We start from the raw sequence: 23,672 nt of genomic DNA on the forward strand, positions 1-23,672 counted from the left end.
TGTGAGAAGCATATTCTCACTTTGAGTGTGGGGGAAGTCCCGTGGCGCGCCCAGGAGTCATGGGGTTGCCGGCGTGTTCGCTCGGATGATGGGTGCGCAACAGGCTCTCTTGTCTGAATCCTTGATTCGCTGAAATGGAGAATGTAGTTTCCGACCAACCGAGCAGGGAGGCTGGGATGCGGTTCAGGGACAAGGTGGCGATCGTCACCGGAGCCGGTCAAGGCATCGGCGAGGGCTACGCGAAGGCGCTGGCCGCCGAAGGCGCGCGGGTCGTGGTCGCCGAGCTGAACGAGGAACAGGGGCAACGTGTCGCCAAGGAGATAGGGGACGCGCTCTTCGTACGGACCGACGTCGGCGACCCGGCGTCCGCCGAGGCGCTCGCCGACACGGTGATCACCGAGTTCGGAGCGATCGACCACCTCGTCAACAATGCCGCCGTCTTCCAGGGCATGCGTCGCGAGGGCATCACCAGTGTCGACTACGACTACCTCGACCGGTTCCTCAAGGTGAACCTGCTCGGCGCACTGCACGTGACCCGGGCGGTCCTGCCGCATCTGAAGGAAGGCTCCGCCATCGTCAACCAGTCATCCACCGCGGCCTGGCAGCCCACCGGCTTCTACGGCCTCGCCAAGGCGGGGATCAACCACCTCACCGCGTCCCTCGCCGCGGAACTCGGCGACCGGGGCATCCGCGTCAACGCGATCGCGCCCGGCCCGACGGACACCGAGGGCTCCCGCGACATCATCCCGGAGCAGGTCCGCGAGGCGCTGGTGAGGTCACTCGCCCTCAAACGCATGGGGAAACCGGCGGATCAAGCCGGTCTGCTCCTCTTCCTGCTGTCGGACGCCGCGAGCTGGGTCACCGGCCAGGTCGTCGCGGTGGACGGCGGATCGGTGGTGCGGCTGTGAACAGGGCACCCACCAGCTCCCTGCTGATCGACGGCAAGCTCCTCACCACCGGCGCGACGTTCCCGTCCCACAACCCCGCCACCGGTGAACTGGTGGGGCACGCGCCCGAGGCCACCACGGCGGACGCCGAGGCGGCCGTGGCCGCCGCCCGCCGTGCCTTCGACACCACCGACTGGCCCACCGACAGGGACCTGCGGCTGCGCTCCCTGCGCCGGCTCCACCAAGCCCTCGACGAGCACCGCGAGGAGCTGCGCGAGCTGACCATCGCCGAGGTCGGCGCGCCCCGTCAGCTCACCCACGGTCCGCAGCTCGACGAGCCGATCGGCATCGTGAAGTACTACGCCGACCTGCTGGAGGGCTACGAGTTCGCCGAGGACCTGGGCGTGATCGAGTCCCGCGGCCAGCGTCACCACCGCTGGGTGGAGAAGGAAGCGGCCGGCGTCGTCGCCGCGATCCTGCCGTACAACTTCCCCAACCAGCTCGCCCTGGCCAAGCTCGCCCCCGCGCTCGCCGCGGGCTGCACCGTCGTCCTCAAGGGCGCCCCGCAGACCCCGCTCACCACCCTCGCCCTCGGCGAACTGATCGCCGAGCACACCGACATCCCGCCCGGAGTCGTCAACGTACTCAGCTCCTCGACCTCCGAGGTCGGCCAGGCGCTCACCACCCACCGCAGCGTGGACGCGGTGACCTTCACCGGAGCCACCAGCACGGGCCGGCGCATCATGGCCGCCGCCTCCGGATCGGTGAAGCGGGTCTTCCTCGAACTCGGCGGAAAGTCGGCCATGATCGTCCTCGACGACGCCGACGTCACCAAGGCCGCCATGTTCGCCGCCTTCACCATCTGCTCCCACTCGGGCCAGGGCTGCGCCCTCACCTCCCGTCTGCTCGTCCCACGTGCCCGGCACGACGAGATCGTGCAGGTGGTCGCGGCCGGGCTGGACCGGGTCCGGGTCGGCGACCCCACCGATCCACGGACGAACATGGGACCGCTGATCAGCGAGGACCAGCGTGACAAGGTCGACAGCATGGTGCGCCGGGCCGTCGACAACGGCGCCGTCCTGGTCCGCGGCGGCAAACGCGTCGACCCCGGACACTTCTACGCGCCCACCCTGCTCGCGGAGGTCGATCCCGACAGCGAGATCGCGCAGGAGGAGGTCTTCGGCCCCGTCCTCGCCGTGATCCCCTACGACGACGAGGACGACGCCGTCCGCATCGCCAACAACTCCAGGTACGGGCTCTCCGGCGCCGTGCACAGCGCCGACGAACAGCGGGCCATCCGCATCGCCCGGCGCATCCGAACCGGCACCTTCTCCATCAACGGCGGCAACTACTTCGCCCCCGACGTGCCCTTCGGCGGCTACAAGCAGTCCGGCATCGGCCGGGAGAGCGGCCGGTCCGGGTTCGAGGAGTTCCTGGAGGAGAAGGCCTTCGCCCGCATCGTCGCCCCCGAGGAGCAGTCATGAGGCCGCTGGAGGGGATCCGCGTCCTGGAAGTCGCCATGTACGGTTTCGTGCCCTCGGCGGGAGCCGTCCTCGCGGACTGGGGCGCCGACGTGGTCAAGGTCGAACACGCGGTCACCGGCGACCCACAACGCGGACTGCGCCAGACCGGCAGCTTCCGGGTGGAGGGCGACCCCAACCCGAACGTCGCCCACGCCAACCGCGGCAAGCGCTCCCTGGGCCTGGACATGACCACCCCGGAGGGCCGCGAGGTGCTGTACGAACTGGCCCGGGACGCGGACGTGTTCCTCACCAGCTTCCTGCCCGCCTCCCGAGCCCGGCTCGGCATCGACATCGACGACATCCGCGCCGTCAACCCGCGGATCGTCTACGCCCGAGGCAGCGCCCTCGGCCCCCGAGGCGCCGAGTCGGGCCGGGGCGGCTATGACATGACCGCTTTCTGGGCCAGGGCCGGCACGGCGGCCAGCATCACCCCACCCGGCACGGAGGGCATGATCAGCCCGCCCGGTCCGGCCTACGGCGACACCATCTCCGGCACCAACCTGGCGGGCGGCATCGCCGCCGCGCTGCTGCGCCGCGAACGCACCGGGGAGACCTCCGTGGTCGACGTCTCCCTGCTCGGCAGCGGCCTGTGGGCACTCGGCCACTCCATCGGCCTGTCCCTGCACCTGGGCCGTGCCTGGGAGGGCGTCGCGCCCAGCACCCACGGCTCACCCACCAACCCGCTCTCCGGGCTCTATCGCACCGCTGACGACCGGTACATCACCTTCGTGATGCTCCAGCCGGCCAAGTTCTGGGCCAACGTGTGCCGATGCCTGGACCGGCCCGAGCTCGCCGACGACCCCCGGTTCGCCACCACCGAGTCCATCACCCGGCACACGGGCGACGCGGTGAAGATCCTGCGCGAGGTGATCGCCACCCGCCCGCTCGCCGAGTGGACCAAGCGGTTCGCCGCACTCGACGGGCCCTGGGCGCCTGTCCAGGACACCCTCCAGGCCACCACCGACACCCAGGTGCGCGCCAACGGCTACATCGGGCAGGCCGGCGACCTGGAGCTCGTCGCCAGCCCCGTCCAGTTCGACGTCGAGGACACCGTCCTCGGCCCCGCACCGGAGTTCGCCGCGCAGACGGAGGAGATCCTCACCGAGCTCGGCTACGACTGGGACCGCATCCTCGCCCTCAAGGCGAGCGGCGCGGTCACCTGACCCGCTCATCCCGTCCCCTCCCCCGGACGACGACGTCCGGGCGACACGAGGAGGCACCATGCGCAGGCTGCTCACAGGCGGTGTCACCGTACTCGCGGTGCTGCTGGCCGCCGGCTGCTCCACCCGCTCGGACGACGACACCGATTCCACCCGGCAGGACACTCCCGCCGTGCAGGAGACCCGTGCCGCGTCAGGTGACTTCGGCACCCTGAAGAACGTGTGCGGTCCCGGCACCGCCGGGAAGTCGTCCACGCAGGGCGTCACGGACGACAAGCTCCAGGTCGGCGTCCTGTCCGACGTCGGCTTCTCCAAGAAGTCCGAGTTCGTCGACGTGGCGAAGGTCTTCACCTCATGGTGCAACGACGCGGGAGGTATCAACGGCCGTGACCTCGAACCGGTCACCCGGGACACCCGGCTCACAGAGGTCCGCCAGCGGACGCTTGAGGCGTGCAAGGAGGACTTCGCGCTGGTCGGCGGCGGAGCGGCCCTGGACAGTCTGGGCGTCAAGGACCGGCTGACCTGCCTGCTTCCCAACTTTCCCGCGCAGTCCAGCCAGATCGGCGCCATCGGCTCCGACCTCCAGGTGATCGCGTCGCAGCCCACCGCCGGGTACTTCCAGTACCCCGGCTACTACAACTGGCTGATGAAGGAGAAGTACCCCGACTCCGCACAGAAGGTCGGCATCATCGCCGGAGACTCGCCCGTCACCAAGGTGATGTCGGCCCAGTTCGAGGAAGCGGTGGCCGGCCTCGGCGGCAAGGTCTCCTACACCGACCTGTACCCGGCGTCCGGCGTCTCCGACTGGACCCCGTACGCCCAGACGATCAAGAAGGAGGACGTCAAGGGCCTCGTCTTCCTCGGTGACTTCGCCAGCCTCGCCAAACTGGAGCAGGCCCTCACCAGCATCGACTACGCGCCCGACTGGATCGACGCCAACTCCAACGCCTACGGCCCGGCGTTCCCGAAGCTGGCGGGCAAGGCCCTGGCCAAGCAGCACAACTACGCCGAGCTGTTCGCCACCGCACCGTTGGAGAGCGCGGCCGACAACCCCGCCACCCAGCAGGCCATCGACCTGTTCGAGAAGTACGCGCCGGGGAAGGAAGTCAGCTATCCCGCGCTGCGCGCCTTCTCCGCCTGGCTGCTGTTCGCCACCGCCGCCCGCGACTGCACCACCCTCACCCGCGCCTGCGTCTACGAGAACGCGCGGAAGAACACCGACTGGACGGCAGGCGGTCTGCAGGCCCCGTTCGACCTGACCTCGAAGGAGCCGACCAGCTGCTTCGCGGTCGTGGAGGCCACCGCAGACGGCTGGCAGCCCGCGGCTTTCAAGCCCGACCAGGGTGTCTTCCGCTGCGACGGCCCCGTCTACAAGTACAAGGGCGACTACGGCAAACCCGCCACCCTCGCCTCCGTCGGCAAGTCCCTGTCCGACCTGACCTGACCTGACCCGACCTGAACGTGAACGGGAGCTGAGTGACGTGAAGGTACGCGTCGACCCCGAGCGCTGCCAGGGGCACACCCTGTGCGCCATGCGCGCCCCGAAGGTATTCGAACTGAGCGAGATCGACGGCCATTCCTCCCCGATCAACGAGGAGGTCCCCGACGATCAGCAGGACCAGGTGGTGGAGGCCGTCCGGTCCTGCCCCGAGCGAGCGATCAGCGTCTTCTGAGGGGGCGCGGCCGACACGAGGAGAAACCGCCATGACCGTATCCGAGCCGTACGGTGACGACATCCGCAAGCAGCCCCGCGTCCACTTCGACCGGCACGCCCCCGAGTACCGCGACCAGTTCGAGGAGCAGACCCGCGCCTTCCACGCCGGCTGCCCGCTAGCCTGGTCCGACACCTACGGCGGGCACTGGGTCGCCGCCGGCAACCGCGAGCTGCTCGCCTTCGCCCGCGCCGGACAGAAACTTTCCAACGACCACGACGTCAACGGCGAGCGCCGTGGCTACCAGGGCATCAACATCCCGGCTCCGGCCCGCGGCAAGGGCTTCCGCGGCGGGTTCCTGGAGATGGACCCGCCCGAACAGCGCGCGTACCGCAACGCCCTCAACCCCTACCTCTCCCCGGCGGCCATCGCTCGCTGGATCCCGTTCATCGACGAGGTGGCCCGCGCCTGCCTCGACGAGAAGATCGAGTCCGGACGGATCGACTTCGTCGACGACCTCGCCAACATCGTCCCGGCCGTCTTCACGCTCGCCATGATGGGCGTGCCCCTGAAGAAGTGGGAGCTCTACAACGAGCCGGCCCACGCCGGTGTCTACACCCCGCCCGGCTCTCCGGAGATGGCCCGAGTGGTCGAGGCCCACATGGCCATGCTCAAGGACATCGCCGCCACCCTCCACGAGGTCCGCGCCCACCCGCGTCCCGGCCTCGCCGACGCCCTCGCCTGCCTGGAGATCGACGGCAAGCCCCCGTCCGACATCGACCTGGTCGGCGCCATGGCCCTGCTCATCGGCGGCGGCTTCGACACGACCACCGCGCTCACCGCCCACTCCCTCGAGTGGCTCTCCCAGCACCCCGACGAGCGAGCGCGGCTGGACCGGGAGCGCGACACCCTGCTCGACACGGCCACCGAGGAGTTCCTCCGCTACTTCACCCCCGCGCCGGGCGACGGCCGGACGGTCGCGGAGAACTGCGAGATCGCGGGCAAGGAGTTCGAGGAGGGTGAACGCGTGTGGCTGTCCTGGGCGATGGCCAACCGCGACCCGGCCGTCTTCCCGGACCCGGACCGCGTCGACCTCGAACGCGGAGGTAACCGCCACACCGCCTTCGGCCTCGGCAACCACCGCTGCATCGGTTCCAACGTGGCCCGTACGGTCTTCAAGCGGATGCTGATCCAGGTCCTGGACCGCATTCCCGACTTCGTCTGCGACGCCGAGAACACCGTCCACTACGAGACCATCGGCGTCATCCAGGGCATGCGCCACCTGCCCGCCACCTTCACGCCCGGTCCGCGTCTCGGCCCCGGCCTGAAGGAGACGCTGGCGACCCTCCAGCAGGCGTGCGACGAACAGGGGCTGGCCGAGCCGGTGACGGTGCGCAAGGCGGAGGCGAAGATCCGTTGAGCGCGCCCCATGCGGGGTCCGCTCGTCCCCGGCCGCGACCGGACCAGGAGACCGAGTTCTTCTGGACCTCCGGCCGCGACGGGCGGCTCCGCTTCCGCTCCTGCACCGCCTGCTCGGCCCTGATCCACCCACCGCAGCCGGTCTGCCGCCACTGCCACGGCCACGACACCACGGTCCGCGAGGTCTCCGGCCGGGCCACCCTGATCGGCTTCACCGTCAACCACCGCTTCCCCCTCCCCGGCATGCCCGCTCCGTTCGTCGTCGCCCAGGTCGCCATCGAGGAGGATCCACGGGTCCGTCTCACCACCAACGTCGTCGACTGCGCGCCGGAGGACCTGCGCCTCGGCATGCTCATGGAGGTCGCCTTCGAGCAGGTGGGCGACACCTGGCTGCCGCTGTTCCGCCCGGCCGCGGCTCAGCCGGAGCCGGCCCCGCTGCCGCCCGACGACCCGTCCCCTGAACGCATGCGGGACCACGTCCACAGGGCTTCCACGGCCCGCCGGTTCGAGGACGGCGCCGTCATCAGCGGCGCCGGGGCCTCGCGCATCGGCCGCCGCCTCATGGTCCCGCCCCTCCACCTCACCGTGGAGGCGTGCGAGAAGGCCGTCGCCGACGCCGGTCTCACCTTCGACGACGTCGACGGCCTGTCCACCTATCCCGGCGGCGGCGCCTACGGCGGCTTCGCCGAAGGAGGGGTCACCGCGCTGGAGTCGGCGCTCGGCATCCGCCCCGTCTGGCACAACGGCGGCGGGGAGACCTTCGGTCCCGGCGGGTCCGTGATCGCCGCCATGCTCGCGGTGGCCGGCGGCCTGGCCCGGCACGTGCTGTGCTTCCGCACGGTGTGGGAGGCGACATACGCGGAACTCGTCCGCCAAGGAAAGATCAGGCCTCCCCGCGCAGGCACCGCCGACGGCTGGTTCAAGCCGTTCGGCGCCGTCTCACCCGCCGTCATGCTGGCGATGAATGCCCAGCGGCACATGCACCGCTACGGTTCCACCCGCGAGACACTCGGCTGGATCGCCCTCAACCAGCGCGCCGGCGCGGCCCGCCACCCGCACGCCGTCTATCGCGACCCGCTGACCATGGACGACTACCTGTCGGCGCGCACCATCACCACGCCCTTCGGCCTCTACGACTGCGACGTCCCCTGCGACGCCGCGACCGCCGTCGTCGTCTCCGCCGCCGAGACGGCGCCAGACCTCCGCAAGGCCCCGGTCCGTGTCGAGGCCGTCGGAACGCAGATCGTCGAACGCCCCGAATGGGACCAGGCCACGCTCACCCACGAACCCCAGGTGCTGGGCCAGGCGGCGCACCTGTGGACGCGCACCGACCTGCGCCCCACCGATGTCGACGTGGCGCTGCTGTACGACGGCTTCACCTTCAACTGCCTGTCCTGGATCGAGGCGCTCGGCTTCTGCGGCATCGGCGAGGCCCGCGACTTCCTGGACGGCGGAAAGAACATCGCCCGGGACGGGATCCTCCCGCTCAACCCGCACGGCGGGCAGCTCTCCCACGGTCGCACACACGGCATGGGCCTGCTCCACGAGGCCGTCGTCCAACTGCGCGGCGAGGCCGGCGCCCGCCAGGTGGCGGGTGCGCGGACGGCCGTGGTCTCCAGCGGCGGACTCACCCCCAGCAGCGTACTCCTGCTCAGGACGGACGGATGACCTCAACCGAACCCGAACTCACCACCCGCGTCCACCGGGAGGTGGTGGACGTGCACGGCGTCCCCGCGTCCGCCCTGGTCGCCGAGGCCGCTCGCCCGCGTGCCGTGATCGTAGCCGTGCACGGCGGTGCGACCACCTCCACCTACTTCGACCATCCGGGCCACCCCAGGCTCTCGTTGTTGCGCACCGCCGCCGCGGCCGGGTTCACCGTCGTCGCCCTCGATCGCCCCGGTTACGGCAGTTCGGCCGGCCACGAGGAACGTCTGCGGACACCCGAACAACGCACCGACTTCGCGTTCGCCGCCGTCGACGCCCTCGTGAGGGGACGGGACACCGGCCTCGGGGTCTTCCTCTGGGCGCACTCGGCGGGCTGCGAGCTGACCGTCCGGATGGCGAGCGACTCACGCGGCACCGCTCTGCTCGGGGTGGAACTCGCCGGAATGGGCCGTACCCACCACCCCAAGGTGATCACCGCGATGGAGGAGTGGCGGCGAGACCCGTCCCGCACCCGGCCCAATCTGCGCGACGCACTGTGGGACCCGCCGCACGCCTACCCGGACGACGTCTACGGCGGGCGCGGCATCGGTGCCGGCTCGCCCGAGTACGAGGGCCGCCGCGAGGGCTGGCAGGAGGAGTTCGCACGGCTCGCCGGGCGGGTCCTGGTGCCCGTCCACATCACGCTCGCCGAGTACGAACAGGTCTGGACGAACGGCCCTGAGGGACTGGCCGACCTCGCCTCGCTCTTCACCGCCGCGCCCCGACTGGTGCTGCACGAGCAGGCAGGCGCCGGCCACAACACCAGCGTCAGCCGCACCGCCCTCGCGTACCACCTGCACGTCCTGGCCTTCGTCGAGGAGTGCGTGCTCGGCGTGCCTGCCCTGCCGTCGGAGAGGGGACACCGCGATGGGTGAACCCGCGGACGCGGCCCTGCTCCTCGTCCGGCTCGTCTTGGGCGCGGTGATGGTGGTGCACGGCTGGAACCACTGGCGTGGTGGAGGCGGCATCACCGGCACGGCCGGCTGGTTCGCCGGCCTCGGCCTGCGCCGCCCGCGCCTGCAGGCGTGGCTGAGCGTATGGACGGAGATCGGTGCGGGAGCGCTGCTGGCCGTCGGGTTGTTCACGCCCCTGGCCTGCGCGGCCGTCCTGTCGGTGATGCTGGTCGCGGGACTGCTCGCCCACCGGCCGCACGGCTTCTTCGTCTTCAAGGAAGGCTACGAGTACGTCCTCGTGCTCGGCGTAATCGCGGTGGCGCTGGGCGTGTGGGGGGCGGGGGAGTACGCGGTCGACAGCGCCGCGGACATCGCCGTGACCGGATGGGCAGGCGCCGGCCTGGTGCTCGGAATGGGTGTGCTGGCGACGGGCGGACTGCTCGCCACCTTCTGGCGGCCACGGGAGAAGACGTGAGAGGACGACGCGACATGCGGGTCGGTTTCATCGGACTGGGCAGCCAGGGCGCGCCGATGGCACGGCGCATCGTCGAAGCGGGATACGAGACGACGTTGTGGGCGCGCCGCTCCGCCTCTCTCGCCCCGTTCGCCGGCACCGCCGCCAGGACGGCGGGCTCACCGGCCGAGCTGGCCGCGGTCAGTGACGTGGTGTGTCTGTGCGTCGTCGACGACGCGGACGTCGAGCAGCTGACCACCGGGGGAGACGGTGTCCTCGCCGGGATGCGTCGGGGAGGCGTGCTCGTGGTGCACTCCACCGTCCATCCCGAGACCTGCCGTCGGCTGGAGGATCGTGCCCGCGTGCAGCGGGTCTCGGTCCTGGACGCGCCGGTGAGCGGCGGGGGGCGGGCCGCGGAACAGGGTTCCCTGCTCGTCATGGCGGGAGGAGACCCCCAGGTCTTCGCCTTCTGCCGTCCGCTGTTCGCCCTGTACGGGGACCCTGTCGTCCACCTCGGTCCGATCGGCGCCGGGCAGGTGGCGAAACTCCTCAACAACGTCCTCTTCACGGCCCACCTGGGGCTCGCGGCGGACGCTCTCGAACTGGGCGACCGGCTGGGGTTGGACACCGAGGGGCTCGGTCGGATCCTGCCGCGCGGCAGCGCGGCGAGTTTCGCCCTCGAACGAGTCGTCGACGCGGGCGGAACGCTGCGGCGCATCGCCGCGCACGCGGGCGGACTGCTGGCCAAGGACGTCCGGCTCCTCACGAGCATCGCCGAGACCACCGTCGCCGACAGCGGGTCACGGCCGGGACCGGTGCGGGAGGCCGCCCGGTCCGCCCTGGACGCCATGGGGCAGTGACGCCCGGACCGCCGCGGTGGTCGCCTCCCGGCTCCTCGCCCCGGCCCGCCGGGGCTGCGTAGTGTGTGCGGTCACTGTCCAACGGCGGAAGGGCACGACGACGTGGATTCTGCACGGCGACAGGAGATCCTGGAGGCGGCCTTGCAGGTCTTCGCCGAACGCGGCTTCAAGCACGCCTCGATCGACGCGGTGGCCGAGCGGGCGGGGCTGACCCGACAGGGCGTGCTCCACTACTTCCCGAGCAAGAAGAAGCTGCTCCTGGAGATGCTGAGTTTCCGTGAGCAGCTCAACCGCGCGCATCTGGCGGAGCATCCCGTCGGGGAGGATCTGCCCGCCCACTTCGCCGCGGCCGTGGCCTTCGAGCAGGGACACCCGTCGTTCGCCACCGTGCACAGCGTGGTGATGGCCGAGGCGGTCACCGGTCAGGAGCCCGCGAGCGGTTACGTGGGAGACCGTCTGCGTTCCCTGCAGATCCACCTCACCGCCCGACTGACCGAGCGCTACGGCGAGCGCATGCCCAGCGGCCTGAGCGCGTCGACGGCCGCCACCGCCGTGCTCGCCCTGGTCGAGGGCATTCACCAGTGGTGGCTGATGGATCCCGACCCGGACGCGGACCACTACCCGGAGATCGTGCGGGAAACGCTTTCGGTCGTGCTGGGTCCGACGGGAGACGGGCCCGGAGACGAGGACCGCGACGAGGAGGGCGACGGGTCGCCTCAGGCGCCCGCTGTGAACGGGTAGACCCGGGTGAAGTCGGCGTCCGGTTCGGCGGCAGTGAACGCCTCCCACACCGCCTGGACGACCGGGGCCACCGCGGCCGCGCCACCCAGAGCCTCGGTCTCCCGCAGGTACAGGCCGACGTCCTTGGCCATCAGCGTGTTGCTGAACCCGGAGGCGTAACGGCCGGTGAGCACCTCTTGGGGGAACTTGTCGGCGGTGGCCCCACTGCGTCCGCTGGAGGCGTTGAGGACCTCCAGCATCACGGCCATGTCCAGCCCCGCAGCCTGCCCGAAGGCGACGGCCTCGCTGGTCGCCGCGAGCGCGGTGGCGGACAGGAAGTTGTTGGCCAGCTTGAGCGCCTGGGCCTGGCCGGGCCGGTCACCGACCCGCCGCCGGCGGTCACTGAGCCCGGCGAGCACGGGCTCGACCCGCGCACAGTCCTCGTCGGCCCCCGCGTACATGACCATCAGACTGCGCCTGCGGGCTCCCGCCGCCCCTCCGGACACGGGCGCGTCCACGTACGCGGGCCCCAGCCCGGACAGTTCGCGGGCTGCCGCGACTCCGACGGTGGAGGTGTCCACGACGTGCGTGACGCGGCTGTCGCGGGCGCGAGCGAGCTCCCGCACGACCGACGTGCAGACGATGCCGTCGGGCAGACTGAGCACCACGACGTCCGCGGCGCGTGCCACCTCCGCGGGACCCGGTGCCCATCGGGCGCCGGTCGGGGTGCGGGCCGGTCCCGCGGCGTCGTGGGCCACCACCTGGAACCCGGCCGACACGAGGTTCGACGCCAGCACTCCGCCCATGTTGCCCAGGCCGACGAACCCGACCGCCTCGTGACCGGCCGCCCCTCGCCCGCTCACGCCGCCTCCCGCTCGGCGCGCGCTTCACGCAGGACGGCCAGGGCGGCGCTCCCCGCGGGGGCACCGCAGTAGGCGGTGATCTGGAAGAGGAGCTCGTCCACCTCGGCGTCACTGACGCCCGCGCGGCCGGCGGCGTCCAGATGCACCCGGAACTGTCCCATGCGGCCCGTGGCGGCGGTCATCGCCAGGACCAGGAGGCTGCGGTCGCGGGTGCTCAGTGGACCGCCGCGCGCCCACACCCCCCACGCCGTCGCGGTCAGGTAGTCCCGGAAGCCCTCCGGGGCAGTGGGGTCGGCCTGCGTGTCGTCGTCGCCGATCACCTCCCGGCGTATCGCCCGTGCCGCTTCCTGCTGCTTCTGGTCGTACATCCACCGCTCCTACGAGGTCGTGGCTCTCAAAGTCGGCTTCTTCGGGTGAGAGTTGTGCTAACGATATCCGAGAATGGCATTTCCGGAAGATGTCGGTGCGCTCGCCGGGCGCGAGAGGCGGAGGTCGTCGTGGAGCTGGGTTTCGTCGGTGCGGGCCGGATGGGCCGCCCCATGGTGCGGCGTCTCGTCGAGGCCGGGCACCGGGTTCGTGTGTACGTCCGCGATGCCGAGGTGCGTACGTCCCTCGCCCGCGACGGCGCCGAGCCCGTCACCTCGCTCACCGCCGCGGCGCGCGGTGCGGACGCCGTCCTCCTCTGCGTGCTCACGGACGCGCAGGTCCGGGAGGTGTGCCTCGACGGGGCTCTCGTTCCGGCACTGCCCGACGGGTCGGTGCTCGCCGTGCACACCACCGGCGACCCGCGCACGGTACGGACGCTGGCCCACCGCGGCGCCGACGTCGTGGACGTGCCCGTCAGCGGCGGCCCGCACGATGTCACGGCCGGCCGCCTGACCGTTTTCGCCGGGGGAGAGGAGCAGGCGGTGGAGCGGGTACGTCCCGCGCTGTGCGCCTACGCCGATCCGGTGCTGCACGTCGGTGCGCTCGGTGCCGGGCAGAGTGTGAAACTGGTGAACAACACGCTGTTCGCCGCCCAGTTGGGCCTGCTCGCCCAGGCGGTGCGGCTCGGGCGGGACCTCGGAGTCGAGGAGAGTGTGCTCCTGGCGGCACTGGCGCAGGGCAGCGCGGCGGGCAACGCCTCTGCGGCGTCCGCCGCCCGGGGCGGAGTCGCCGGGTTGGTGGCCGGCGCCGGCCCCTTCCTCCGCAAGGACCTCGCGGTGGCCGCCGACCTCACCGGGGCACTTGGATTGTCACTCGGGCCGCTGGAACCCGCGGTGCACAGTCTGCGGGGGCTGCTGCCCGAGGTCGACTGAGGGTGCGGCCTGCCGTGAGGGCCGCGGTGATCCCGAGCGGCTATGGCAACGCTATTCTCCAGGAAAGAGATCGCTGTTATCGTCGAAGCGTCCGGCCATGCGGAGTGGACAGGGCCCGGTCGGCGAGCGCGCGGTGCCGTGGCACAGCACGCGGCACCGCGCACCACCACGTGCGGCGGCGGCGCCCGCTCGAGCGCGTCGGCCGCAGCGTCCTGACGTCCTGAGCCGTCCAGCGAGCAGACACGGAGATTCCGACATGATCCACGTCCTGACCGCCACGTTCCCCGTGTTCGGTCCTCGCGCCGAAGCGGCCGCGTGATGCCGGCCCAGGAGAGGGCTCCGCGGCCTCCGGTGCTGCTGCGGGCGGCTCGACTGCTCGACATCACGAAGGGTGAACTCGTTGAGCGGGGAGAGCTGTTGGTCGTCGGGGAGCACATCACCGAGGTGGGGCGGCCCGGCCGGCTTCCCGAGGGCACGGTGGTGCGCGACCTCGGTGACGTCACCCTGATGCCCGGCCTGATGGACATGGAGGTCAACCTCTTCCTCGGAGGTCCCGACCACCGCAGCCCGTTGATCCCGGTGCAGGAGGACCCGGCCGTGCGCACCCTGCGCGCGGCGGCCAACGCGCGCCGGACACTGAGGCGCGGCTACACCACCGTGCGCAACCTCGGCCTGTTCGTGCAGACGGGCGGCGTCCTGCTCGACGTCGCGCTGAAGAAGGCCATCGACCTCGGATGGGTCGAGGGACCGCGCGTGGTGCCGGCCGGCCACGCGATCGCCCCGACCGGCGGGCACCTCGACCCGACCATGTTCCAGGCGTTCGCCCCTGGCGTGCTGCCGCTCACCGTGGAGGAGGGCATCGCCAATGGGGCGGCGGAGGTGCGCAAAGCGGTCCGGTACCAGATCAAGTACGGCGCACGGGTCGTCAAGGTCTGCGCGTCCAACGGGGTCATGTCGCACACCGGCCCCACCGGTGCCCAGCAGTACTCGGACGAGGAACTGCGTGCCATCGTCGACGAGGCGCACCGGGCGGGCGTGAAGGTCGCCGCGCACTGCATGGGGGACTCCGCCATCAGGGCCGCGGTCGAGGCCGGCATCGACTGCATCGAGCACGGCTTCCTGGCGAGCGACGCCACCCTGGACCTGATGGCGGAGCGCGGTACCTTCCTGGTCGCCACCACCTACCTGACCGAGGGGATGAACACCGAGCACGCCGACCCCGCCCTCAAGGCGAAGGCGGCGGACGTCTTCCCACGCGCCCGCGAGTCCACGTCCCGCGCGATCGGCCGCGGCGTCAAGGTCGCCCTCGGCACCGACGCCCCCGCCATTCCGCACGGCAAGGGGGCACTGGAGATGCGTGCTCTGGTCGACCGGGGCATGCGGCCCCTCCAGGCCCTGCGCGCCGCGACCACGGTCGCCGCCGACCTGATCGACGCGGACGACCGGGGACGGCTGGAACCAGGCCTGCTCGCGGACGTCATCGCCGTCCCCGGCGACCCGCTCACGGACGTCTCCGTCACCGGGCGGGTGGCGTTCGTCATGAAGGGCGGTCAGGTGTACCGCGACGACACGCCGGAGCCCTGACCCCCACGACCACCCGGCCGGCCGAGCCGCGGGGAGCAGGGGGACGCGCGCCGGCCGCGACCCCGTCCCACGGCGGTGAGGGCGACCGCGGGAAACGCGCCGGTGGCCGGCCGGGCAGCGCGCGTCGCGACCCGCGGACGCGAGTGCTCGCGCGACACCGGTCCGGTTCCTGCCGGGGTACGCCCGAGCCGCCGAGAAGGAGTCCTACGAGATGTACGACTACGTGATCGCGGGCGCCGGATCGGCGGGATGTGTGCTGGCCGACCGGCTCTCACGCGACCCCGGCGTCCGGGTGCTGCTCGTGGAGGCCGGCGGTGTCGACCGCCATCCCTACCTGCGCATCCCCAAGGGCGTCGGAAAACTCTTCGGCGACCCGACCTACTCCTGGCACTACCGCACCCGGCCCATGCGGCCCGGCGGGAACCCGGACATGTGGGTGCGTGGCAAGGTGCTCGGCGGTTCGAGCTCCGTCAACGGCATGGTCTACAACCGGGGCACCCGCGCCGACTGGGACGGCCTGGAGGAACTCGGCAACCCCGGATGGGGCTGGGACTCGGTCCTGGCCGCCTTCCGCGCCATCGAGAACAACGCCCTGGGCGCCTCACCCACCCGGGGCACCGGCGGCCCCCTGCACATCTCCACCGTCCGTGACCCGGACCCGCTGTGCGACGAATTCATCGCCACCGGCGAGGCGCTCGGAGCGCGGGCGGTCCCCGACGTCAACGAGTACGACGGTGAGCGGATCGGCTACGCCATGGCCACCATCAAGGCCGGCCAGCGCTTCAGCGCCGCCCGCGCCTTCCTCCGTCCCGCACGCTCCCGGCCCAACCTCGTCGTCGCCCCGAACACCACCGCCACCCGGGTGCTCTTCGACGGGGACAAGGCGACGGGGATACGCGTGCGCAAGGCCGACGGTACGAGTGAGGACATCCGGGCCCGGCGGGAGGTCGTCCTCAGCCTCGGCAGCCTGGCCACACCCAGACTGCTCCAGCTGTCCGGCATCGGCCCCGCCGAGACACTGCGGGCCGCAGGCGTCGACGTACGCGTCGACCGCTCACTGGTGGGGGCACGGCTGCGCGAGCACCGCTGCCTGGCGCTGCGGTTCCGCCTCAACGCACCCCTCGGCGCCAACCGGCAACTGGCCGGTTCCCTCGCCCAGGCACGCACCGGTGCCGCCTACCTGCTCACCCGCAAGGGACCGCTGGCCCGGCCCGCCTACGACGTGATGGCGTTCCTCAAGTCCCGTCCGGATGCGGCCCGACCCGACACCGAGGTGTTGCTGGCGCCCTGGTCGCTGGGCGCGCTGACGCCGGGCAAGCCGGCGGAGGTGGAGCGGGAGCCGGGGGTGTCGGCCTGCGCGATGGTGCTGCGGCCGACCTCGGAGGGCTCGCTGTCCATCACCTCGGCCGACTCCGACGCCGGCCTCGACATCGATCCCGGTTACTTCTCCACGGCTCACGACCGGGAGGTCGCCACCGACCTGTTCCGGCGGCTGCGTGACTACTTCGCCACCGATCCCATCGCCTCCCGCATCCAGCGCGAGACCTTCCCCGGTCCGGCCGTCGCGTCCGATGCGGAGGAGGACGTCGTCCGGTCGGCCCTCGACGGGGGCTATTGCGGCTTCCACGCCATCGGCACCTGCGCCATGGGCTCCGGACCGGAGGATGTCACCGATCCCGAACTCCGTGTACGCGGTGTGGACAACCTCCGGGTGGTCGACGCCTCCGTCCTGCCCGTGATGGTGGCGGGCAACCTCAACGGGCCGGTGATGGCGATGGCCTGGCGGGCGGCGGAGTCCTTCCTCGCGGACAGGTGAGGACCGGCGGGGGCGAGCGGGCCCCCGCCGGCCGTTCTCGCCGTCGGCTCAGACGTCCGAGGAACTGAGCGACGCCGACCGGTGCCACGCGTTGAGGAACCCCGCCATGGCACCGAGTTGTCGCAGCCCTTGTGCCGACAGGTCCTCGTAGACACGCAGGTCCACGGCGACACCGGAGTGCGCGGCCCGGGTGGCGAACGACAGGGTGTCGTCCAGCAGCACCTCGGTGCCCGCCGCGTGGAGCTGTACGGGCGGCAGACCGTGCAGGTTGCCGTGGAGCGGGCTGAGCAGGGGGTGATCGCGCGGGGTGGGCCCCGCGTAGGCCGCCGCCCGCACGGGCAGCGCCTCGGCGTCCACCGTGCGATCGGCGACCGCGTTGAGGAACAGGCTCGGCGCGTCGAGGGTGAAGTCCAGCACCGGCGACGTCAGCACCGCGCAGGTGGGCAGCGGTGCGCCCGCGTCCCGCAGCCGTAGCAGCAGACCCGCGGCCAGAGCCCCGCCGAGCCGCTTGCCGGCCACCGCCACCGGTCCCCGGTCATGGCAGTACTCCCAGGTGGCGTAGACGTCCTCCAGAGCCTGCGGGAAGTGCGGGCGATAGCGTGCGCACACGACCGCCTGGCCGGTGAGTCGCGTCAGCTCCCGGGCGGTGGGCAAGGCGTCCTGCGGGGTGCCCGCCAATCGGGGATCACCGTGGACGTACAGCACGGTTTGACCGGCGGCAGTGCCCTCCGGCCGGGTCTCGGGGCCGAACTGACCCTCCTCCACGCGGACTTCACTTGCCACGGGACATCACCTTCTCCGCCGCTTGCCAGTGTTCCTGCGATACCCACAGCCGGGCGAAGACCGCTGCGGCCTCCTGCGGCGAGCGGGTGCGTGTGGTCAGACTCTTGACCTCGCGGGCCTGACGCGTCGCGAGAGAGCGCGCCACGTCGCGCCAATGCCGGTCGAACTCCGCGCGCGGCAGCACCAGATCGACCAGGCCCAGGCGCTCCGCCTCCGTGGCGTCCAGCACCCGGCCGGTACCCGCCAGCAGCAGGGCGCGCCCCGGGCCCACCAGCCGGGCCAGACGCTCGGCCCCGCCCCATGCGGGAACGATCGCCAGCCGGGTCTGGTTGAAGCCGATACGGGTGTCGTCCGCCGCCACCCGGATGTCCGCGGCGACCGCGACCTCCGCCCCACCGCCCAGAGCGTGCCCGTTGAGCGCGGCCACGACCGGGCCGGGGAAGGCGGCGATCCGGTCGCACAACGCCCGCATCCGCAGCGCCATCCCCGACGCCTCCGACTCCGTACGCAGCCGGGACAGCTCCTTGAGGTCTCCGCCGGACACGAAGGCCCGGTCGCCCGCCCCCGTCACCGCGAGTGCCGACGCCCCCTCGGCCGCGTCCAGCGCCTGCTCCAGTTCGCCCATGGTGTCGAGGTCGAGCGCGTTGCGGGCGTGCGGTCGGTCGATCGTGACGACGGCCAGGCCGTCCTGAAGCTCCAGCTCAACCATGTGCGGCCTTCCGGTCGTCGGGCGGAACGGATCAGTCCTCATACACCACGGTCACCTCGGGGGAGGTCGGCTCGGCCTGGCAGGTGAGCACCCAGCCCTGGGCCACCTCGTCGGCGTCGAGGGCGTTGTTCACGCGCATCTTGACCTCTCCCGTCGTCAGCTGCGCCATGCAGGTGGCGCAGTCCCCGGACTCACAGGAGAACGGCGGGGAGAAGCCCGCCCGGCGGGCGGTCTGCAGCAGGGTCTCGCCCGGCCGCTGTGGGACCGTACGACGCTGCCCGCGCACACCGACCGTGACGGTGCCGACGTCGGTGACCGGCTCGTCGGCCGCCGTCGGCACCGTCACGGCGGGCTCCGCCACCGGCGTGAAACGCTCGATGACGATGCGTTCGGACGGCACCCCCGCGCCGGACAGCGTCCGCTCCACCAGATCCATGAAGGGTGCCGGCCCGCACACGTAGAAGTCGGTGTCCTGCGGCTCGTCCCCCACCACGGCGCGGATCTCGTCCTCGGTGACCAGGCCGTCCCGGTCGTCTAGGTGATGCCGTACGTCGAAGCGCGCGGGGTGCTGGACGACGAGTGTGTCCAGGGCGGTGGAGAAGATCGCGGCCCGGTGGTTCTGATGCGCTGTCAGCAGGCGGATCGGCCGGGTCGTGGTGGCCAGGGCGCTCTTGACGAGCGAGAACACGGGTGTGATCCCGCTGCCGCCGGCGAAGGCGACGAGCGGACGTCCGCCCCTTCCCTCGCGCAGACAGAAGGAACCGGCGGGCCGGGTCACGTGCAGCGTGTCACCCGCCCGGAGTTCCTGGTGCATCCACTGCGAGACGAGGCCGCCGGGCACGCGCTTGACGGTCACGCACACCTCGCCGTCGGTGTCGGGAGAGCTCGACATCGAGTAGCTGCGCAGAGCCCCGCAGGCCCGGAACGTGAGGAACTGCCCGGCGCGGTAAGGGAAGGAAACGTCGAGGGCGAAGGTGCGGACGTCCGGCGCCTCTTCGATGACCCGGGTGATCCTCGCCGGATGGAAGCCGTGGTCGCGTGCCATGTATGGAACTTACCTTCTCTCCGTGGGAGAGTGCAATTCTCATACACCTGTCACGCGTGAGAGAGGTGCCCGGGACATGTCGACGTTTTCTCCCGCCGCGCTGCGGACCGTTCCGGCCGAACTGGCCGCCCGCTATGAGGAGTCGAGTTGGTGGACTCGTGAGACCCTCGGGGACCTGCTGGCGAGCGGCTTGAGCAGGTCGCGGGGGGTGGAGTTCCGCGTGCACTCGGACGTCCGGCCGTGGGCCGGGACGTTCGCCGACGTGGAGCTGGTCGCCCGCCGTCTGGCCGCGGGGCTGCGGGAACGCGGAGTCGGGCCGGGCGACGTGGTGGTCATGCAGCTGCCCAACTGGATGGAGGCCGCCGCCGTCTTCTGGGCTTCGGCCCTCCTTGGTGCCGTGGTGGTCCCCGTCGTGCACTTCTACGGGCCGAAGGAAGTCGCGTACATACTCGAGGTCACCCACCCGAAGGCGTTCTTCGCGGCCGAGTGCTTCGGAAGGCAGCGGTTCCGCCCGGACCTGTGCGCGTCGGTCCCGATCGTCGGCGTGGTGGGCCGTGACTTCGACGAGCTGCTGGCCGAGGAGCCGATGCCCGGCGTGATCCCGGTGGACGCGGGCGCGCCCGCGCTGATCGCTTTCACCTCCGGCACCACCCGCGATCCCAAGGGCGTCATCCACAGTCATCAGACCCTCGGTTACGAGACGCGGCAGCTGGCCGCCTCCTATCCGCCCGATCGGGGTCGGCAGTTCACCGTCGCTCCGGTCGGTCACTTCATCGGCATGGTGAACGCCTTCCTCATCCCCGTGCTCGACGGAACCCCCGTCAACCTGGGCGACACCTGGAATCCCGGCCAGGCGCTCGCTCTGATCCGCGGCGGGGGGCTGGCCGTCGGGGGAGGGGCGGCTTACTACATGACGAGCCTCGTCGACCACCCCGACTGTACGCCGGCGCACATCGCAGGACTCAAGTACGCGGGCCTCGGCGGCGCGGCCGTACCCTCGGCGGTGACGACCCGGCTGGAGAGCCTCGGGATCACGGTGTTCCGCGCGTACGGCTCCACCGAGCACCCGTCCGTCACCTGCACCCCGTACGACGGCCCGGTCGGCAAACGTCTGCACACCGACGGCGTGGCGTTGCCCGGTGTCGAACTGCGGCTGGCCACGGACGGTGAGATCCTCACCCGCGGTCCCGACCTGTGTCTCGGCTACACCGACCCCGGCCTGACCCGTGCGGCGTTCGACGCGGAGGGCTGGTACCGCACCGGTGACATCGGTTCCCTCGATGAGGACGGCTGGCTCTCCGTCACCGACCGCAAGGCGGACATCATTATCCGGGGCGGGGAGAACATCAGCGCCCTAGAGGTCGAGGAGATACTGCTCGGCCTGCCCGGGGTGTCGGAAGCCGCCGTGGTCGGCGTGCCCGATCCGCGCCTCGGGGAACGCGCCGCCGCCGTACTGCGCATGCGGTCGGGGTGGCAGGCCCCCGGCCTGGCCGAACTGCGGCTGCACCTCGAACGGGCCGGCCTGGCACGGCAGAAGTGGCCCGAGCAGATCCATGACGTGGAGGACTTCCCGCGTACGCCCAGCGGCAAGGTGAAGAAGTTCGTCCTTCGCAACCGCATTGCCACTCCCGCTGGATGAGAATACGATTCTCGCAATCAGTGAAGGAGGATCTCATGCCGTCTCGCGAGCTCACGTATCCGCTCTTCGACGCGGACAACCACCTCTACGAGACCCAGGAGGCACTGACCAAGTACCTTCCGAAGGAGTACGACGGGGCCATTCAGTACGTGAACGTCCGCGGCCGCACCAAGATCGCGATACGCGGGCAGATCAGCGAGTACATCCCCAACCCGACCTTCGACGTCGTGGCCCGCCCCGGTGCCATGGAGGAGTACTTCAAGGTCGGCAACCCCGACGGCAAGACCCGCCGGGAGATCTTCGGTGAGCCGATGCGCTCCGTCCCCGCGTTCCGCGAACCGGGCCCGCGCCTGGAGCTGATGGACCAGCTCGGTGTGGACCGCAGCCTGATGTTCCCGACGCTGGCGAGCCTCATCGAGGAACGCATGAAGGACGACCCGGAACTCATCCACGCGGTCATCCACTCCCTGAACCAGTGGCTGCACGAGACGTGGGGCTTCACCTACAAGGACCGCATCTTCACCGTCCCCGTCATCACGCTCCCGGTCGTCGAGAAGGCCATCGAGGAGCTGAACTGGGTGGTGGAGCGGGGCGCCCGGGCCATTCTGGTCCGGCCCGCCCCCGTTCCCGGCTACGGCGGCTCACGGTCCTTCGCCCTGCCGGAGTTCGACCCCTTCTGGCAGCGGGTCGTCGAGACCGGCGTCCTGGTCGCTCTGCACTCCTCCGACTCCGGTTATGCGAACTACGCCAACGACTGGGAGGGCCAGCGGCGGGAGTTCCTGCCGTTCAAGCCCAACGCCTTCCGCCAGGTCAACGAATGGCGGCCCATCGAGGACGCGGTCACCTCCCTGATCTGCCACGGGGCGCTCTCCCGATTCCCCGAGCTGAAGATCGCGGTGATCGAGAACGGTGCCTCGTGGGTGGAGCCGGTACTCAACCGGCTCGCCGACGTGCACAAGAAGATGCCGCACGAGTTCCAGGAGGACCCGGTCCAGGTCTTCCGGCGCAACATACACATCAGCCCCTTCTGGGAGGAGGACATGGCCCAGCTCGGCGGACTCATCGGCATCGAGCGCGTCCTGTTCGGCTCCGACTACCCCCACCCGGAGGGCCTCGCCGACCCCGTCACCTATGTCGACCACCTCACCAAGCTCAGCGAGGAGGACAAGGCCAAGGTGATGGGCGGCAACCTGGCCCGGCTGATCGACGCATGACACCGACGACGACGCGGTGGCGCAGCATCCCCGAGCTGGTACGGAGCGCGGCCGATCGCTTCGGTGACGCCGAGGCCGTGGTCGACGGTGAGCAGCGCCTGACCTTCACGGAGCTGGCCGACCGGGCCCGGCGCACCGCGGGGGCGTTCGCCTCGGCGGGCGTCGGCCCGGGGGACCGGGTCGCCCTGTGGGCACCCAACTCGGCCGAGTGGATCGTCGCCGCCTTCGGACTGCTGACCGCCGGCGGGGTACTCGTGCCGGTGAACACACGGTTCCTCGAGGACGAGGCGCACGACATCGTCGTACGCAGCGGTGCCAAGGCGCTGCTGGTCCAGAACGGCTTTCTGGACCGGACGTTCACCGGCCCGCCCGGCGTGCCCGTCATCGACCTGCGGAACGACGGCTTCCTCGCCTCCGGCCGGCCGCTGGAACGCGAGGTCGGCGAGAACGACCTGGCCGACATCGTCTACACCTCCGGCACGACGGGCCGCCCCAAAGGGGTGATGACCACCCACGGGCAGACCCTGCGGCTCTACTCGGAGTGGTGCGACCTGGCACAGCTCCGCCAGGGCGACCGGTACCTGATGGTCAACCCGTTCTTCCACATTTTCGGCTACAAGGCGGGACTGGTCGCCTCCCTGATCCGGGGCGCGACCGCGCTGCCCCTCGCGGTCTTCGACGTCGGCCGCGTGCTGGAGCTGGTGGAGAGGGAACGGGTGACCGTCCTGCCAGGCCCGCCCACCCTCTACCACTCCCTCCTGGAGGCGGACGGCGGACGGGACCTGTCCTCACTGCGGGTGGCGGTCACCGGCTCCGCCGACATCCCCGTCGAACTGGTGCGCCGGATCACCACGGAGCTGCCCTTCAGTCACCTCATGACCGGCTACGGGCTCACCGAGGCCGGTACCGTCACCGCCTCCCGCCCGGGCGACCCGTACGAGGCCGTCGCGACGACCGTCGGCAAACCCTGCCGGGGCTTCAAGGTGCGCGTCGCCGAGGACAAGGAAGTCCTGGTCCGCGGCTACTCAGTGATGCGTGGCTATCTCGACGACCCGGAGGCCACCGCCGAGGCGATCGACGCGGACGGCTGGCTGCACACCGGGGACCTGGGGGAACTGGACGAGGAGGGCCGGCTCAGAATCGTCGGCCGCAAGAAGGACATGTTCATCGTCGGAGGATTCAACGCCTACCCGGCCGAGATCGAGGGCTTCCTGCTGGAGCACCCCGCCGTCGCCCAGGTCGCCGTCGTCGGCGTGCCCGACGCGCGCATGGGACAGGTCGGCCAGGCGTTCGTGGTGAGGCGCGGCGAGGTGACCGAGCCCGAGCTGATCGCGTGGGCCAAGGAACGGATGGCCGGGTTCAAGGTGCCACGCCACGTCGAGTTCCGTACCTCGCTGCCGCTCACAGCGACCGGCAAGGTGCTCAAGGACCAACTGCGCTGACCACGGG

Annotated in this window: 22 protein-coding genes; 17 read left to right on the plus strand and 5 right to left on the minus strand. The window is 71.1% G+C overall.

Features of this window, described 5'->3' with window-relative positions; all coding sequences use genetic code 11:
• The first annotated feature begins 176 nt into the window (after window positions 1-176).
• The 11 genes from ACZ6EG_RS30905 (at window position 177) to ACZ6EG_RS30955 (ending at window position 11,293) form a co-directional block, all read left to right on the plus strand.
• A complete protein-coding gene (locus ACZ6EG_RS30905; RefSeq protein WP_469609526.1) occupies window positions 177-908 on the plus strand; it encodes an SDR family oxidoreductase in 732 nt (243 codons plus the stop codon).
• Window positions 905-2,371, plus strand: a complete 1,467-nt coding sequence (locus ACZ6EG_RS30910) for an aldehyde dehydrogenase family protein (RefSeq protein ID WP_469609529.1) — start codon at window positions 905-907, stop codon at window positions 2,369-2,371. Before ACZ6EG_RS30905 ends, ACZ6EG_RS30910 begins: the two co-directional genes overlap by 4 nt.
• Window positions 2,368-3,573, plus strand: a complete 1,206-nt coding sequence (locus tag ACZ6EG_RS30915) for a CaiB/BaiF CoA transferase family protein (protein WP_469609531.1) — start codon at window positions 2,368-2,370, stop codon at window positions 3,571-3,573. Before ACZ6EG_RS30910 ends, ACZ6EG_RS30915 begins: the two co-directional genes overlap by 4 nt.
• 58 nt (window positions 3,574-3,631) lie before the next feature.
• Window positions 3,632-5,014: an ABC transporter substrate-binding protein gene (locus ACZ6EG_RS30920; RefSeq protein ID WP_469609534.1), complete on the plus strand. Its 1,383-nt coding sequence runs from the start codon at window positions 3,632-3,634 to the stop codon at window positions 5,012-5,014.
• A 37-nt stretch (window positions 5,015-5,051) separates the two neighbouring features.
• Window positions 5,052-5,243: a ferredoxin gene (locus ACZ6EG_RS30925; RefSeq protein ID WP_191887561.1), complete on the plus strand. Its 192-nt coding sequence runs from the start codon at window positions 5,052-5,054 to the stop codon at window positions 5,241-5,243.
• Between the two features lie 31 nt (window positions 5,244-5,274).
• A complete protein-coding gene (locus tag ACZ6EG_RS30930; RefSeq protein WP_469609539.1) occupies window positions 5,275-6,642 on the plus strand; it encodes a cytochrome P450 in 1,368 nt (455 codons plus the stop codon).
• Entirely contained in the window at window positions 6,639-8,309 is a 1,671-nt protein-coding gene (locus ACZ6EG_RS30935; RefSeq protein WP_469609542.1) for a thiolase C-terminal domain-containing protein, read from the plus strand. The genes ACZ6EG_RS30930 and ACZ6EG_RS30935 overlap by 4 nt, the downstream gene beginning before the upstream one ends.
• Window positions 8,306-9,220, plus strand: coding sequence for an alpha/beta hydrolase (locus ACZ6EG_RS30940; RefSeq protein ID WP_469609544.1), 915 nt, complete (start codon window positions 8,306-8,308; stop codon window positions 9,218-9,220). The genes ACZ6EG_RS30935 and ACZ6EG_RS30940 overlap by 4 nt, the downstream gene beginning before the upstream one ends.
• Window positions 9,213-9,713, plus strand: coding sequence for a DoxX family protein (locus tag ACZ6EG_RS30945; RefSeq protein WP_469609547.1), 501 nt, complete (start codon window positions 9,213-9,215; stop codon window positions 9,711-9,713). Before ACZ6EG_RS30940 ends, ACZ6EG_RS30945 begins: the two co-directional genes overlap by 8 nt.
• The gene (locus ACZ6EG_RS30950) at window positions 9,710-10,552 is read left to right on the plus strand and encodes an NAD(P)-dependent oxidoreductase (protein WP_469609550.1); all 843 of its coding nucleotides are present in this window, start codon (window positions 9,710-9,712) and stop codon (window positions 10,550-10,552) included. The genes ACZ6EG_RS30945 and ACZ6EG_RS30950 overlap by 4 nt, the downstream gene beginning before the upstream one ends.
• A gap of 102 nt (window positions 10,553-10,654) precedes the next feature.
• On the plus strand, window positions 10,655-11,293 hold the full coding sequence (locus ACZ6EG_RS30955; protein ID WP_469609553.1) for a TetR/AcrR family transcriptional regulator: 639 nt from the start codon (window positions 10,655-10,657) through the stop codon (window positions 11,291-11,293).
• Here the strand turns inward: ACZ6EG_RS30955 and ACZ6EG_RS30960 are convergent.
• Entirely contained in the window at window positions 11,269-12,135 is an 867-nt protein-coding gene (locus tag ACZ6EG_RS30960) for an NAD(P)-dependent oxidoreductase (RefSeq protein WP_469609555.1), read from the minus strand. The two genes, ACZ6EG_RS30955 and ACZ6EG_RS30960, sit on opposite strands and share 25 nt — an antisense overlap.
• A complete protein-coding gene (locus ACZ6EG_RS30965; protein WP_469609558.1) occupies window positions 12,132-12,503 on the minus strand; it encodes a carboxymuconolactone decarboxylase family protein in 372 nt (123 codons plus the stop codon). The genes ACZ6EG_RS30960 and ACZ6EG_RS30965 overlap by 4 nt, the downstream gene beginning before the upstream one ends.
• A gap of 129 nt (window positions 12,504-12,632) precedes the next feature.
• Here ACZ6EG_RS30965 and ACZ6EG_RS30970 point away from each other — a divergent pair, with 129 nt between their 5' ends.
• From ACZ6EG_RS30970 to ACZ6EG_RS30980, 3 genes are all read left to right on the plus strand, one after another.
• Window positions 12,633-13,433: an NAD(P)-dependent oxidoreductase gene (locus ACZ6EG_RS30970; protein WP_469609562.1), complete on the plus strand. Its 801-nt coding sequence runs from the start codon at window positions 12,633-12,635 to the stop codon at window positions 13,431-13,433.
• Window positions 13,434-13,751: 318 nt separating this feature from the next.
• Entirely contained in the window at window positions 13,752-15,017 is a 1,266-nt protein-coding gene (locus ACZ6EG_RS30975; protein WP_469609565.1) for a metal-dependent hydrolase family protein, read from the plus strand.
• A 211-nt stretch (window positions 15,018-15,228) separates the two neighbouring features.
• A complete protein-coding gene (locus ACZ6EG_RS30980; protein ID WP_469609568.1) occupies window positions 15,229-16,833 on the plus strand; it encodes a GMC family oxidoreductase in 1,605 nt (534 codons plus the stop codon).
• A 48-nt stretch (window positions 16,834-16,881) separates the two neighbouring features.
• Here ACZ6EG_RS30980 and ACZ6EG_RS30985 read toward each other — a convergent pair whose 3' ends face one another.
• From ACZ6EG_RS30985 to ACZ6EG_RS30995, 3 genes are read right to left on the minus strand one after another with little or no spacing between them, the layout of a single operon-like run.
• Window positions 16,882-17,616 (minus strand): alpha/beta hydrolase fold domain-containing protein, encoded by a 735-nt coding sequence (locus tag ACZ6EG_RS30985; protein WP_469609571.1) that lies wholly within the window; start codon window positions 17,614-17,616, stop codon window positions 16,882-16,884.
• Window positions 17,606-18,325 (minus strand): enoyl-CoA hydratase/isomerase family protein, encoded by a 720-nt coding sequence (locus ACZ6EG_RS30990; RefSeq protein ID WP_469609574.1) that lies wholly within the window; start codon window positions 18,323-18,325, stop codon window positions 17,606-17,608. The genes ACZ6EG_RS30985 and ACZ6EG_RS30990 overlap by 11 nt, the downstream gene beginning before the upstream one ends.
• Window positions 18,326-18,356: 31 nt before the next feature.
• Window positions 18,357-19,370, minus strand: a complete 1,014-nt coding sequence (locus ACZ6EG_RS30995; protein WP_469609577.1) for a 2Fe-2S iron-sulfur cluster-binding protein — start codon at window positions 19,368-19,370, stop codon at window positions 18,357-18,359.
• A gap of 76 nt (window positions 19,371-19,446) precedes the next feature.
• Here ACZ6EG_RS30995 and ACZ6EG_RS31000 point away from each other — a divergent pair, with 76 nt between their 5' ends.
• The 3 genes from ACZ6EG_RS31000 to ACZ6EG_RS31010 are packed head-to-tail and all read left to right on the plus strand — an operon-like array spanning window position 19,447 to window position 23,665.
• On the plus strand, window positions 19,447-21,009 hold the full coding sequence (locus tag ACZ6EG_RS31000; RefSeq protein WP_469609579.1) for an AMP-binding protein: 1,563 nt from the start codon (window positions 19,447-19,449) through the stop codon (window positions 21,007-21,009).
• Window positions 21,010-21,044: 35 nt separating this feature from the next.
• Window positions 21,045-22,223, plus strand: coding sequence for an amidohydrolase family protein (locus ACZ6EG_RS31005; protein WP_469609582.1), 1,179 nt, complete (start codon window positions 21,045-21,047; stop codon window positions 22,221-22,223).
• Window positions 22,220-23,665, plus strand: coding sequence for a FadD3 family acyl-CoA ligase (locus tag ACZ6EG_RS31010; RefSeq protein WP_469609585.1), 1,446 nt, complete (start codon window positions 22,220-22,222; stop codon window positions 23,663-23,665). Before ACZ6EG_RS31005 ends, ACZ6EG_RS31010 begins: the two co-directional genes overlap by 4 nt.
• The last annotated feature ends 7 nt before the right edge of the window (window positions 23,666-23,672 follow it).

The sequence above is a fragment of the Streptomyces sp. NPDC041968 genome (genome assembly GCF_055589025.1).

What these genes read in the sequence shown, in the direction of transcription:
- ACZ6EG_RS30905 (WP_469609526.1), top strand. Translation starts at nt 177, where the DNA reads ATGCGGTTCAGGGACAAGGTGGCGATCGTCACCGGAGCCGGTCAAGGC.
- ACZ6EG_RS30915 (WP_469609531.1), top strand. Translation starts at nt 2,368, where the DNA reads ATGAGGCCGCTGGAGGGGATCCGCGTCCTGGAAGTCGCCATGTACGGT.
- ACZ6EG_RS30920 (WP_469609534.1), top strand. Translation starts at nt 3,632, where the DNA reads ATGCGCAGGCTGCTCACAGGCGGTGTCACCGTACTCGCGGTGCTGCTG.
- ACZ6EG_RS30930 (WP_469609539.1), top strand. Translation starts at nt 5,275, where the DNA reads ATGACCGTATCCGAGCCGTACGGTGACGACATCCGCAAGCAGCCCCGC.
- ACZ6EG_RS30940 (WP_469609544.1), top strand. Translation starts at nt 8,306, where the DNA reads ATGACCTCAACCGAACCCGAACTCACCACCCGCGTCCACCGGGAGGTG.
- ACZ6EG_RS30945 (WP_469609547.1), top strand. Translation starts at nt 9,213, where the DNA reads ATGGGTGAACCCGCGGACGCGGCCCTGCTCCTCGTCCGGCTCGTCTTG.
- ACZ6EG_RS30965 (WP_469609558.1), bottom strand. Translation starts at nt 12,503, where the DNA reads ATGTACGACCAGAAGCAGCAGGAAGCGGCACGGGCGATACGCCGGGAG.
- ACZ6EG_RS30975 (WP_469609565.1), top strand. Translation starts at nt 13,752, where the DNA reads ATGCCGGCCCAGGAGAGGGCTCCGCGGCCTCCGGTGCTGCTGCGGGCG.
- ACZ6EG_RS30980 (WP_469609568.1), top strand. Translation starts at nt 15,229, where the DNA reads ATGTACGACTACGTGATCGCGGGCGCCGGATCGGCGGGATGTGTGCTG.
- ACZ6EG_RS30990 (WP_469609574.1), bottom strand. Translation starts at nt 18,325, where the DNA reads ATGGTTGAGCTGGAGCTTCAGGACGGCCTGGCCGTCGTCACGATCGAC.
- ACZ6EG_RS30995 (WP_469609577.1), bottom strand. Translation starts at nt 19,370, where the DNA reads ATGGCACGCGACCACGGCTTCCATCCGGCGAGGATCACCCGGGTCATC.
- ACZ6EG_RS31000 (WP_469609579.1), top strand. Translation starts at nt 19,447, where the DNA reads ATGTCGACGTTTTCTCCCGCCGCGCTGCGGACCGTTCCGGCCGAACTG.
- ACZ6EG_RS31005 (WP_469609582.1), top strand. Translation starts at nt 21,045, where the DNA reads ATGCCGTCTCGCGAGCTCACGTATCCGCTCTTCGACGCGGACAACCAC.
- ACZ6EG_RS31010 (WP_469609585.1), top strand. Translation starts at nt 22,220, where the DNA reads ATGACACCGACGACGACGCGGTGGCGCAGCATCCCCGAGCTGGTACGG.